Origin of the sequence: Bacillus sp. GB_SG_008 (genome assembly GCF_052038115.1) — a bacterium.
Taxonomy (GTDB): Bacteria; Bacillota; Bacilli; order Bacillales; family Bacillaceae_G; genus Bacillus_A; species Bacillus_A rhizoplanae.
Genome location: NZ_JBPZSK010000008.1, coordinates 114,594 through 127,996 on the forward strand (window position 1 = coordinate 114,594; position 13,403 = coordinate 127,996).

The 13,403-nt window shown below is 37.7% G+C and carries 12 protein-coding genes; 2 read left to right on the forward strand and 10 right to left on the reverse strand.

The window, feature by feature from the left end; translation table 11 throughout:
• Window positions 1-108: 108 nt before the first annotated feature.
• A complete protein-coding gene (locus ACTDJC_RS18945) occupies window positions 109-645 on the reverse strand; it encodes an FAD synthetase (RefSeq protein WP_098308997.1) in 537 nt (178 codons plus the stop codon).
• An 85-nt stretch (window positions 646-730) separates the two neighbouring features.
• Complete coding sequence (locus tag ACTDJC_RS18950; protein ID WP_098308996.1) at window positions 731-2,209, reverse strand: 4-hydroxyphenylacetate 3-hydroxylase family protein; 1,479 nt, start codon at window positions 2,207-2,209, stop codon at window positions 731-733.
• Between the two features lie 609 nt (window positions 2,210-2,818).
• On the opposite strand from ACTDJC_RS18950, the gene ACTDJC_RS18955 reads away from it, so the two are divergent.
• Window positions 2,819-3,448: a Crp/Fnr family transcriptional regulator gene (locus ACTDJC_RS18955; RefSeq protein ID WP_098308995.1), complete on the forward strand. Its 630-nt coding sequence runs from the start codon at window positions 2,819-2,821 to the stop codon at window positions 3,446-3,448.
• 188 nt (window positions 3,449-3,636) lie between these two features.
• Window positions 3,637-4,302 carry a Crp/Fnr family transcriptional regulator gene (locus tag ACTDJC_RS18960; RefSeq protein WP_440604383.1) on the forward strand — a complete coding sequence of 222 codons (666 nt, stop codon included), beginning with the start codon at window positions 3,637-3,639 and terminating at the stop codon, window positions 4,300-4,302.
• 158 nt (window positions 4,303-4,460) lie between these two features.
• Here ACTDJC_RS18960 and ACTDJC_RS18965 read toward each other — a convergent pair whose 3' ends face one another.
• From ACTDJC_RS18965 to fdhF, 8 genes are all read right to left on the reverse strand, one after another.
• The gene (locus ACTDJC_RS18965; protein WP_253631069.1) at window positions 4,461-4,526 is read right to left on the reverse strand and encodes an FbpB family small basic protein; all 66 of its coding nucleotides are present in this window, start codon (window positions 4,524-4,526) and stop codon (window positions 4,461-4,463) included.
• Between the two features lie 3 nt (window positions 4,527-4,529).
• The gene (locus ACTDJC_RS18970; RefSeq protein ID WP_098308994.1) at window positions 4,530-5,120 is read right to left on the reverse strand and encodes a nucleotidyltransferase family protein; all 591 of its coding nucleotides are present in this window, start codon (window positions 5,118-5,120) and stop codon (window positions 4,530-4,532) included.
• Window position 5,121: 1 nt separating this feature from the next.
• The gene (locus ACTDJC_RS18975; RefSeq protein ID WP_440604356.1) at window positions 5,122-6,078 is read right to left on the reverse strand and encodes an XdhC family protein; all 957 of its coding nucleotides are present in this window, start codon (window positions 6,076-6,078) and stop codon (window positions 5,122-5,124) included.
• Window positions 6,078-6,545, reverse strand: coding sequence for a (2Fe-2S)-binding protein (locus ACTDJC_RS18980; RefSeq protein ID WP_098308992.1), 468 nt, complete (start codon window positions 6,543-6,545; stop codon window positions 6,078-6,080). Before ACTDJC_RS18980 ends, ACTDJC_RS18975 begins: the two co-directional genes overlap by 1 nt.
• Window positions 6,542-7,384 carry an FAD binding domain-containing protein gene (locus ACTDJC_RS18985; protein WP_440604357.1) on the reverse strand — a complete coding sequence of 281 codons (843 nt, stop codon included), beginning with the start codon at window positions 7,382-7,384 and terminating at the stop codon, window positions 6,542-6,544. The genes ACTDJC_RS18980 and ACTDJC_RS18985 overlap by 4 nt, the downstream gene beginning before the upstream one ends.
• A complete protein-coding gene (locus ACTDJC_RS18990; protein ID WP_440604358.1) occupies window positions 7,371-9,722 on the reverse strand; it encodes a xanthine dehydrogenase family protein molybdopterin-binding subunit in 2,352 nt (783 codons plus the stop codon). The genes ACTDJC_RS18985 and ACTDJC_RS18990 overlap by 14 nt, the downstream gene beginning before the upstream one ends.
• 119 nt (window positions 9,723-9,841) lie before the next feature.
• Complete coding sequence (locus ACTDJC_RS18995; protein WP_098308989.1) at window positions 9,842-10,327, reverse strand: DUF1641 domain-containing protein; 486 nt, start codon at window positions 10,325-10,327, stop codon at window positions 9,842-9,844.
• 11 nt (window positions 10,328-10,338) lie between these two features.
• Entirely contained in the window at window positions 10,339-13,281 is a 2,943-nt protein-coding gene (gene fdhF / locus ACTDJC_RS19000; RefSeq protein WP_440604359.1) for a formate dehydrogenase subunit alpha, read from the reverse strand.
• Between the last annotated feature and the right edge of the window lie 122 nt (window positions 13,282-13,403).

The following is a 13,403-nucleotide window of genomic DNA, read 5'->3' on the forward strand; positions in this document are numbered from 1 at the left end:
TCACCCTACTCTATCGAATAAAACTCTTAATATATCGATTTATCCAGGTTAACCTCCAAATTTCCCCTTCATCATAACGACGATGGACAATATTAATTCTTTCAAACCCTAGCTTCCAAGCGGCCATCCTAATAAAGAATAAGATTGTTTGATGTCTCCTTTGGAAATCAATTGACGTATTCTAGTAGACGAAATCAAGATTCCATCTGAACAACAAACAGGTTGAGCAATTTGAACACAAAAATGCTGTGCCAGAAGATTTATATCCCCTTCCCTGTTTTTTCCAAAGCGGAAATCTTCTCCCACCATGATTTCTAAAGGATTCAGATTCATTAAATTTTTAATAAAATCAAGAGGGTGGCGACTAGCATATAATTCATCGAACCTTGCAATGATTACATGATCTATTCCCAACTGTTCCAATCGAACCAATTTTTTTGGAACTGGTGTCAAAATACGTGCACCTTGGAAACAATGTCGAGGAGGCGGATCAAAAGTATATACCACACTTGGTACCCCTAGAATCCTAGCTTTTTTCACCGCTTCTCTAATCACAGCTTGGTGTCCTTGATGAACTCCATCAAAAGCGCCAATTGCTATCACCGATCCAGGTAACCTTAAAATTTCATTTACATGCGTTTCCATATCCCCCGCCTCCTCTTGGGATTAAAAGCTGTTTCAAGTTGAATCGTGAACACAAATTTCATGTATTTACAGATAAACTCTATATCTATTTATTTGTTACTATTTCTTTCAACTTACTTACTTGTAATGCGTCATCAACCATATCAAATGTACGCTGACGTTTAATTGAATTGTAAAATATAGCTTTTTTCCGGATTGGGTCACCTGTATAATAACGTTCATATTGAAGTAATCGTTGACCGAAAGCTTCGCCGCACAAATCCCAAGCTAATTTGAATACGCTTACACGTTCTGTTGCAGATACGCCCGCTCTTCCAACATAATAACGATCCATATCTTCTCTCAATTCCGGACTTTCAAAATCAGCACCAGTTGGAGACAACAATAATCCGCCAGCTCCTATAGTTTGCATCAGTTCAATGGCACGCGGATACATCTTTGGCAATAAACCACGAATCGTTTCAAGAGGCTCCCAATTTGGCATAGCCTCACCCTTAGGGTTAGTCTCATACTCATACTCTGCAACACGCAATAATGCCCTTATGGATTCCACAGCTTGGAGTAACTCCCCAAGGCTTTCTTGAACATGTAAAAATCCATCTACTCCAATTGAATCAGCTAACCTGCATGTTACTTCTGTAGCAAATTGAAGTTTTAAGAGCCCTCTCACTGCAGACTGATGCGCTGGCTGCTGTGCGATTCCTGTTTTTGGATAAAGAAGGTTTGCGGCTTCCACATTGTTATAAATAAATACTCGATCCCAAGGAACTAAAACATCCTTAAAGACTAACAGCGCATCCATTTCTTCAAAGCGTGATGCTAATGGATGATCGAACAACGGACGGGTTCCATCCTGCATCGGTTCACGGCAAATGATTCGAAGACCTGGCGTATCAATTGGCAGCGCAAATGATAGCGCATAACGTTCATCACCAGGTTTGTATCCTGGGAAGGTATAGATAATAACTTCGTCTGTGACAGGAGCAAGTGTAGCTAAAAATTTAGCACCTCTCACGACAAGTCCTTCAGACGTCTCTTCAACGACTCCTAAATGAGTGAACATATCCTGTTGCTCATGAGAAGATTTGCTTCGGTCATTTTGAGGATTGATAATGGCATGTGTTAAAAACAAATCATTATCGCGAACATGGCGATAATATTTGCGTATATTTTCAGCCCATTGCTTATTGTATCCTTCAAAAAAGTCAGAATTACTATACATTGAGGTAATTACTATGTTTAAAAAGTCCGGAGATCTTCCCATTAAACCAAAAGTAGCCTTTGCATAAGCTTCAAATGCCGCCCTGCGTTTCGTTAAATCTTCATAGTTTTTTGGAACCAAAAACGCATTGTTCACTCTTTCTCCAGTTTCTTCACAGATGTGGGTAATCTTATCTTGATATTCCGGATTATGTTGCATATCATATAGCTTTGCGATTTCTAGCACCGTCTGTTTTAATACTGGCTCATCAAACACGTTTTCAACTTTTTTTCCTGCGAGCCATACCTCTGGTTTTCGAGACTTTACAGCATTAATATATTGATCACCTGTACGGATTCCCATAACAATCCTCCTAGTTTTATAGTTTTATAGTTTTTTATCTTTTCATCTCTTTGATTTCAAATAATATTCTCTTTAAACAAGATTAACTTAAATCATCGCTCGATAATTCCACTGAAGACTCAGTAAATTATCGATAAGCTGCTTTTAATGTCCTTTCATTTGCCACTTCCTTCAAAATTTTTTACAGATCTCAATTGATATTGCTTACCTAAGGCATATTATAGTGATGAATCATTTGGACAACTGTAATCTAGTTAACATTTTATTGATTTTTCAGATAATAATCTGTGTTATATTGATTTTAAATACATTTAAATTTAAACTAGTGTAAAGTATTTAACATTTTTAATTTTTTTCGGCGCAGGTATGATAGAAATGATTTAAAGGGTCTTATCCTATAAAAGGTAATCAAATCCCTTAAAAAGAAAGCGCTACCAATTATATGTGAAGTAGATTCCCCATCAAAGAATATTCATTGAAAACCAATTTAATATAACTAAATATTATGGTACCGATTACTTTTATTTCCTTATAAAGCGGGGGCAGTTCTGATAGATCCAGAATAAATATTCTTAATTTTCAAAAATAAATATTCTAGGAGTGAATACTATGATTATGTTCTTTAATAATCACATTATTTGGAATGAGTATTTAAAATTTGGAACTAGGCAATTTTTCAAGGAAAAAACAGTGGTATATGAACAGGGTACAATCGGAGATGGCTTTTACTATGTTCATAAGGGCTTAGTTAAAGTGATTACCTCTACAACAAAGGAAAGTGACCGTATGTTAAATATCGTAGTCCCTGGCCAATTATTAGGTGTCCAAACAATGGATCGACAGGTTCACTTTACAACGGCTATAACAGCAAAAGACTCCATACTCTATTATTTTTCTTATGAAAGGTTCCAGGAACTCATAAGCTTACATCCAACGTTATTAAACCTTTTTGCAAAAACGGTAATCCAAAAAATGCGCATTCTTACTGAGCAAATTCATTTAAACACGCATTCTGCAGAGAAACAAATTGCCTCAATCCTTCTAAATATTTGTTATGAATTTAAAAATTACGAAGTTCTTCTAACACAACAAGATCTCGTGAAGTGTACAGGCTTAACACGAATAACTGTATACAAAATATTAAAACAATGGCAGAAAGAAAATATAATAGACATTCAAAAGCGAAAATTTATAATTACAAATCCAGATTTGTTAAGAAACTATGTTATCAATTCATAGACACTTGTGCTTAACGCATATAGTACAAACTTTTTCCTCTAACATTCATTTAGTGTATATTCCCTAATTATCCACTTCGGTAGAGATAAAAAGAGGGGAATTATTTGAAATATAAAATTTCTGTTGTATTACCTAAGGTAAGCATAGCCTTAAGAAAAAACACATTATTTATCAGAAGAGGGGTTCGAATGTTAAATCTTCGCTACGCATGGAGTCCATTTTTAAAATATGGAAAATTTATGGAGATGAAAGAAAATACAGTTATTTACCACCAAGGAAGCGGCGGAAAAGGATTTTATTACTTAAGCAAAGGAGAAATAAAAATTACAATTCTATCCGATAAAGGAGAAGAGCGTACCGTTAACTATGTTCCAGAAGGTATGCTGTTTGGGGAGAATGGAATTAATAAAGAATCCTATTTAACTACTGCAATCACAACATCCCCTTCAGTTTTGTATCATTTCTCTGATGAAGCATTAACAAAAATATGTAAAAAACACCCCAATGCAACAACCATATTTACAAATTCCTTAATTTATAAATTCAGATTATTGGCAGAAATTATTGCTTTTCTTGATAGCCCTGTTGAGCAACAAATGGCACACTATTTACTAAAGCTTGTTAACGAAAATGGTAAGTTTACCATTAATCAAACATCATTTGCCCGTTACATTGGCACATCTCGTATTACCGTAAATAAAATTATCCAAAAATGGAATAAGGATGGAATAATTAAACTTTCTGATCGAACAATCCATATTATTGATACAAATAAAATGAAAGAAATTCAAGGCTCCGGTATGAGAAATTTGCCAAACTTGGATATGCTAATATTATCATCCTCTCAAGAATGAATGTATTGGGGAACATCTAAGAAATATATGTGGAAGAAAAATAAGTGCCAAGAAGAATGACTTCCAATAATTAGATTTTATGCCAACTAGTGCATGAATAAAAAACTAGCCATTACTAGGCTAGTTTTTTTGTTATATAACGTTGTTCGATTCGTTGCTCAATTTTTTTCTAAGGCTTTTTTATCATTGAGTATTTTTTGCTTATTTTCTTGTACCAAATACATTCATCACTTTATTATTTTCGTATAATCACTCCAACTATTCACATCATAAAAAAAGGCCGCTTCTTCATATGATATCGTTATGCCCTTTACAAATGACTCTTGAAAAATAGTACGAGCTCCTTGGTCACCTTTTAACGTTTGCAAGAAAGGAAATGTTTTCTTTGCAAACAAAACAGGCGGTCTTGCAATTCCACGATACTTTGCTGCTACATAATAGGCCGTTTCATTTTGTTTATAACAATCTATTAATTCATTAATTAGCTCTGTTTTAATAAAGGGTTGATCAGCAAGTAAGACAACAATTCCATCCGCTTTCATATGCATTGCTTTCTTAACACCGCAGCGAAGTGAATATGATTGTCCTTGACTAGAGTGGGAACAAGAAAGAATGTGCACGTTCTCATATCGTAATGATTGTGAAACCCAATTCGCATCATTTGTGACAATAATAATATCGGAGAGATTTGAGGATAAAGCAGTTTTGAGGGCTGCATTACCTAGTGGTTCATTATGTAAAGGAAGAGAAAGTTTATGTATTCCCGGTCCCATTCGTCTACTATTTCCAGCCGCCAAGTATACACCAATGATCTTCATCTCACTTCCCCCGCAACTGCCCGATGATTTCAGCCATGATACTAATGGAAATTTCACTTGGACCTTGTGCACCAATTGAAATTCCAACAGGAAAATGGAGTTGATGAGGGATTGGTTTACCTTCTAATAAGCGCTCTGTACGATGACGTGGTCCTAAAACACCTATATAACGAACATTTTTTTCTAATAAGAGAGATAGTAATTGTCGATCTTTTTCAAAGTGATGCGTCATAATTACAAGAAAATCACTTGGATGTAATGAAAGTTTTTGTATCATTTCTACTGGAAAGCCAACCACACATGCATCAGCATTTGGAAAGTGATTGGTATTACATAAGGCCTCCCGCCAATCGCAAACTGTTACAAAGAAGCTCGTTTCCTTCGCAAAACGAACGAGTGGCTTTGCATCTTCTCCTGCGCCAAAAATAAAAAGGCGGGGCTTTGGTATAAAATGTTGACTATAATGTGTATCTTGTAAACCATTTTTCAAGTAAGTCGTCGATGGAATAGGTCCTTCCCAATTACCACGCGTATTACCATTATTATATATAAGTACAGTTTGCTCTAAGGAAAGGTTTTTCACCATCCAAGCGGAGGAACCATTTGCAAGGCGAATATATAAATCTTGTAAAATCGCTTTATAGTTATCATCTATATGTTCTACTAATACATGAATGATACCATTACATCCTACTCCCCAAGACAAATCATCTTCTGCTTTCGTATTAAATGTATGAATAGCCCAAGTGTTATGCTCCATAACATCTGCAGCATAGTAGGAAAGTTCTTCTTCTATGCAACCTGCACTTAGCATTCCTACTTTTGTACCATCTTCTCGGAAAAGCATCATCGTTCCGTCTTTTCTATATGCCGATCCTTCAACATGAATAATCGTCGCTAATGCACAGCGTTTCTCACAACATAATAACGCTTCTAATACATCATATGTGGAAGCCATTATGAATCCCCTCGCTGCTTTTGTAAGACAGACTTTACAGCTTCTTCAATTTCTTGATAACTCGTGCATCGGCAAATATTAGAACTTAACCATTCTTCAATGGTTCGATCATCTGCATCAGGCCTTTGTGTAACAAGTCCATGGCAATTCATAATAAATCCTGGTGTACAGTACCCGCATTGGAAAGCCCATTTCTCTTCAAAGGCTTGTTGGATAGGTGCTCCTTGTAATCCTTCAATCGTTGTAATTTGCTTTCCAACAGCTTCAACGGCTAACATAATACAAGACTTAATGGGTGTCCCATCAACAAGAACTGTGCAAGCTCCACAATCACCATTTTCACAGCCAGGCTTCGCTCCTGTTAAATCAAGTTCATGACGTAATACATATAGTAACGTATCAGCCATTCTGGCAACTGCTTCTCGCCTTTCTCCATTTACATGCAAAATAAGCTGGACATTCCTCATGATTCTTCCACCCCTTCAAGCTTAATCAGCATATCATGAAGTACATACTGAAATACAAATGTACGATAAGCACGTGAGCCTCTTATATCATCTAACACAGGAGCAGGAATATAAGTTAAAGCGCGTTCAATCCTTTTCTCTAATGAAATATGCTTATTATTTAAAGCAGCTTCCATAATAAGTGAACGAAACGGAAAAGCACATAAGCCGCTGCATGCCATCCGAATTTCGTCTCCATATTTTATCGCTGCAACCGTCACAAGTGGATAATCAATTTTTTCTAGTTGACGTTTTTTCACACTATAATACGGCGCTGTCACATACCGCCGATCTGTAATGATTTGTACAAGAAACTCGCCCTTTTGTAATTGTAATTTTTCCACAAAGGCTTGGTGAGCAGGTACATATTTCATACCCTCTGTTCCTGCAATGACAAATGTACTATCAGCTAGTAAAAAAGGCAGAACCGCCTCCTTATATCTAATCCTTCCCGCGACATTTCCACCAATCGTAATTTTATTTCTTGCTGTGCGATCTGCAGCTCGGCCAGCAGTTTCACCAAGGAGCGGAAAAACCTGCGCTTCTTGAACATTTGTTATCGTCAATGTTGCACCAAGGAAAAGTTTGTCATCCTTCCATTCACAAACATTACATTCCGGAATATCTTTTATATCAATAACAGCTTTTGTTCGAACCCGCTGCGAACGCCCCAGCGTAATAATTTCTGTGCCGCCTCCATAGTAGAGCGGCTTCTTTCCCTCTTTATCTAGCTGCTGAAATAACCGAATAGCTTCTTGAATAGAATCCGGACGATAATACTCAAAATCAAATGGTATCATACAATCCCTTCTCCTTTTTTTGCTTTTCTTTCCAAATTAATTCCGGAATAAGCGGTAAATTTCGCAGTGAAATATCGGCCGCAATTGATAGACTATTCGCTAAAGCTGCCGGCATGCCAATAATTCCATGTTCCCCAAGTCCTCTAGAACCAAATGCAGCTTGCTCATGCGGTACCTCTACAAAATCCACTATATACTTCGGCTGTTGTCCGTAATGGATTACTTTATAAGAACGAAACTGATGATTCAAGTTCCTTTCTTTTGCATCATAGTGAAAGGTTTCTCGCGTTGCAAAACTTAGCCCCATACTCATGGCTCCCATAATTTGCGTCTCTGCTCCCTTTCTATTTAAAACTGTTCCCGCATCTGCAACTGTTACAGCATTCAATAGTCGATATGTATAGTCTTTAGGATTAAACTCCACTTCTACTGCTTGCGCTCCTACTCCCCATTCAGGTCCTTGTCTGCCTTTCCCTGTCTCATAATCAATGTCTGTAAGTCCCTCAAGTACGTAACTCCCTTTCCCTACTACTTCTGTTCCTTTTACATTTCCATTCGAATCTACATACCCAAACACAATTTTAGAAAAAGGTACATATATATTTGGATTCGTTTTAACATATACTTGTTTTCCTGCAATCTCTAATTCTTCCACTGGGTATCCAAGTAAATTTGAAGCCGTTTGTCGCAACTGTCTCATTGCATCTTCTGCAGCCATTACAACCGCATTTCCAACAAGGAGTGTCGTTCGACTTGCTGCTGTTTTCCAATGTTTTGGAGAAACTTGTGTATTGACTTCCATCATAATATGCACATCATCAACATTCATGTTCATTTTCTCTGCAACCATTTGTGTGAGCACCGTTTTTGTTTCTTGCCCAATTTCAACAGCACCGCAATTGATATTTACACTACCATCACCGTTAAAGGTTAACACAGCACCTGCTCCGGCATCACTTGGTGTAGTCGAATTTTTCCAGAAGCAGCTAATCCCTTTTGTACGTACCATGCCATTAGATAGAACAACTTTATTTCCCTCTTCCCAATTTATAAGCGATTTTAATTTTTGTAAACACGCTGTTATATCTCCCGTATTACTTGATGTGACAGGTATTTGTGTCGGTGTTGTATCTCCTGGTCTAATCGCATTTTTCAGGCGAAACTTAAGCGGACACATCCCTAACTTCTGAGCAAGTATATCAATCGTTCGTTCCATTACAAACGTATACTCCGAATGTCCAAAACCTCTAAACGACGTTGCATATGTATGATTTGTATACATAGCAAGAGAATCACACCAAACATTCTCGATAGCATATGGGCCTGTGCAGTCCAGTCCAGCCGCCTGACTCATTTTTACTGCCCGATCAGCATAAGCACCGCCGTCAAATAAATACAAAATTTCGGCTCCTTGCAGCTTTCCATCTTTTGTGCATCCAAGTTTTACTTTTGCTTGTAAACCGATATGAACAGGAGACGTTATAAAATCTTCTTCCCTACTATTTCGAAGAGTAACTCGTCTTCCCCCTACTGCTTTTGAAGCAAGATATGCTAAATATTCAAGTTGTACCGCTGTTTTTCCGCCATATGCGCCTCCGACTAACGGTACATATACAATGACTTTCCCTTCATCAATTTGAAACGCTTTACTTAACAGCCTCTTGATTTCAAAAGGAGCCTGTGAGGTAGAATGAACAATAACGTCTCCATTAGGCTTAATTTCTACCCTAGCACACCGTGTTTCCATCGCTGCATGATCGGATTGCCGAAAAGAAAATGTTTCCTCGACAATCGCATCACTGTTAGCAAATCCTTTTTGAATATCCCCTTTACGAATTTTCGTCCGATTTGCAATATTTGTATTTGGTTTTGGGTATACTTTATCTTCTAATTTGTATTGTTCCACATGTTCATGGACTAATATGTTTGATTCGTTATAGGCCTGCAAGGGCGAACGAATAGCCGGAAGCTCTTCATATATCACACGGATTCGTGTCGTTGCCTCTCTTGCAATCGCTTCATTATCCGCTACAACAAGCGCAACAGGTTCACCAAAATACCTTACTTTCTCAAAGGCCAACAGAGGGCGATCAACGATACTTGAACCCACAAGAATAGGATAATCTGCCCCTGTTATCACAGCATGTACGCCCTGTACTTTCTTCGCTTCACGAATATCTATACTCTTAATGTAAGCATGCGCATATGTACTAGTAAGAAGTTTCGCATATAGCGTACCAACCTCTATTTCATCATTAATATACTTCGCTCTTCCCGTTACCTTATCAGCACCTTCTTTTCGCTTAACACTTTTCCCAATGATACGATACCGTTCCATTCCGAGCCTCCCTTGTTGTACTCTTCTACCATCCTATTTATACTGACAACAATTTAGTACAGATCTCTTTATACAAAAAAATAGGCTACTAGTATTTAGCTAGCAGCCTATTTTTCACATCATTTCTTCTTTTCTAGTCCTTGGCCAAATGCTTTCAAAAAGTTAAATCCAAATGTAATTGCTCGATTTATATCTGGATCTCGTAATACTTTAAAGAAATCCATTACACTTGTTTTCTTTCCTTTTTTTAATTCATCTGTTGCATATTGTAAACCTGTAACTAAACTAGATGTTACTTGCTTGGTCACTTCTGGGTCTACTGAAGATAACGCTTCTCCTGCACCCATTATATTATTTAATGCATTCTTCACTGGTTCACGGTTTAGTTGTTCAATTGCAATTTTCGAAACATCTTCTTTCGCTTCCAGCAAGCTCACTGCAGCATCTAACAATCCCGCTTTTTGAAGCTGCGCTAACAATTGAATTGTTTCTTCAATTGCCTCTTGATTCTCTTCTACTTGTTGTAATAACTCTTTAGATAGTTGTTGCTTTGTTTGTTCCTCTGTTAAAACCGTTTTTTGAATCATCGTAATTTCTTTTGCCACAGTGCTCCCCCCTAGTTTTCATCCACAAGTGATACATATTGTTTTCGTTGCCATTTCTTCTCTATTTCTACACCATTTTGTGGATGACGTTTTTTATTTCGCGGGTTGGAAGCTGGAAGCGGACGATTTCCTTTTTCACGCAGCACACGCATTTTCACACGCGTTTGTTTATACGCCGGTGTACATGTATAAAGATCTGTCGCCGTTCCTGTTAAAATATTAATTGCTTCTTCATTTACTGTTGCATGCATCGGTAAATATAATTCATTTCCAGTCACACGATCTGTAATAAGCGCCGGCACTTTTATTTTTCCAAACGGTGATGCAAGTTCTACGAGACTACCATCTTTCACATTTCGCTCCATCGCTAGCTCTGGAGAAATCTCAACAAATACCTCTGACATTTTCGATAAAATACCTGCCGATTTTTTTGTCATATTCCCCTCATGGAAATGTTCGAGCATTCGGCCATTATTTAGTAATAAATCATATTCTTCCGGCGCCTCGACTGGCGGTATCCATTCATTAAGTGATAGACGTGCCTTTTTATCAGGAAAATTAAATCCATCTACATATAATAATGGTGTATCACTTCCATCATGGCTACCCCAGCACAAGCTATTCCATCCTTCTAAACGGTCATATGTTGCCTGTGAATATAACGGAGCAAGCGATGCAATTTCATCCATAATTTCGCTTGGATGTTCATAATTCCAATTTGCCCCTAGCGTACGAGCTACCTTTTGAAGAATCCACCAATCTGGTTTCGAATCACCAAGCGGCGGCATTACTTCGTATAAACGTTGAATGCGGCGTTCTGTATTCGTAAATGTTCCTTCTTTTTCTAAACTTGGTGCTGCCGGTAAAATAACATCTGCAAAACGAGCTGTTTTTGTTAAGAACATATCTTGTACAATAAGAAAATCAAGATTCTCTAAAATGTGCTGCACATGATTCGCGTTAGAATCAACTAATGCCATTTCTTCTCCCATGACATACATACCACGTAATTCCCCTGCTTCTGCAGCAATCAGCATCGCAATATTATTTAACCCTGGCTCTTTCGGAATAGAAACGCCGTATGCTCTTTCAAATTTCGCGCGCAGTGCATCATCGGATATCGCTTGATAACCAGGCAACCAGTTTGGTAATGTTGCCATATCACAAGCACCTTGTACGTTATTATGTCCACGCAGTGGGTATGCTCCTGCACCAGGACGACGGTAGTTACCTGTTACAAGCAGCAAGTTTGAGATAGCAGCAGATGTTGTACTTCCACCTGTATTTTGGGTAACACCCATGCCCCAAAGTACACACGTTCCATCTGCATCACGAATCATTTTTGCCATTTCTTTTAATGTATCTTTAGAAATCCCCGTTATACTTTCTGTATAATCAAGCGTATACTTCTCTAACATCGTTTTATACTCATCAAAGTTCTTTACGTTTTCGGTCAAAAATGCTTTATCATGCCAATCTTGATCGATAATATATTTCGTTACACCTGCAAGCCAAACATAATCTGTACCTTGACGCGGGTGAACAAATAAATCGGCACGCTCTGCCATTTCATGTTTACGTAAATCAGCCACGATTAATTTTTGATCATGTAGTTTATGTGCACGTTTCACACGCGTTGCAAGAACTGGATGACCTTCTGTTGGGTTTGCCCCAACAATAATAACAAGTCCAGCCTCTGCGATATCTTTAATTGTCCCTGCGTCACCGCCCATGCCTACAGTTTTAAATAGACCATCTGTTGCTGGTGATTGACAGTAACGGGAACAGTTATCCACGTTATTTGTTCCATATACTTGGCGCGCAAGCTTTTGCATTAAATAGTTCTCTTCATTTGTTACTTTAGAAGAAGAAATAAAACCAAAAGCATCGCTGCCGTATTGATTTTTAATATGACTCATATTTGCTGCAACAACTTCCATCGCTTCTTCCCAGGTTGCTTCAACAAACATGTCTCCTTGACGGATAAGCGGCTTTGTAATACGCTCTTCACTATTTACAAAATCCCAGCCAAACTTTCCTTTTACACACGTTGAAATCCCGTTTACTGGTGCATCTGATACAGGCTGTACTTTTAAAATTTGACGATCTTTCGTCCATACTTCAAATGAACATCCTACACCACAAAACGTACAAACGGTTTTCGTTTTATTTATTTTCGTTTTACGCATTGCCGCCTCAACTTCCGAAACAGCTAAAATACTGCTATAACCCGGTTCTACATCCTTAACAAAATCAATCATTGGATTTAATACATCTTGTTTTAGCCCTGTCATAAAGCCAGCTTCTCCAAGCATAGACTTTTCCATTAAGGCATTACATGGACAAACAGTTACACATTGACCACAACTTACACAAGACGAATCATTAATCGATACACCATTATCCCAAATTACACGCGGACGATCTAAATTCCAATCAATTGATAATGTTTCGTTTACTTGTAAGTTTTGACATACTTCTACACATTGCCCGCATGCAATACATTGATTTGGATCGTAACGATAAAACGGATGAGACATATCCACTTCTGAAGCGCTCACTTTTGGTTCATATGGATATTTCTGTTCTTCAATTCCCATCATATGCACTGTATTATGCACCTTACAATTTCCGTTATTATTATCACAAACAGTACAGTACAATAAATGATTTTCCAGTAACCGATCCATCGCTTCTGTTTGGGCCTCAACCGCCCGCTTTGATTTTCTTTCAATATGCATACCGTCTTCAAGTTTTGTTGAACAAGCACGCATCAATTTCCCATTTACTTCAACAATACACGTATCACATGTCTGAATCGGATCTACTTCTGGTACGTGACAAATTTGCGGGTGTTCAAGTTCTCTTTCGTTTAATAACTGAAGTATCGTTTTCTTACCAGATGAAATATACTCTGTACCATCAACAGTTACACGAATTGTGTGTTCTGACATCTTTCCCCTCTCCTTACAACCAACCGTACAACACGTTTTAACCACATTTTGAATGCGTTTTCAAAACAATGTTGCTATACGCTCTTTTTCAAAACAGAAAACAGTTCTTAGAGTTAGATTCT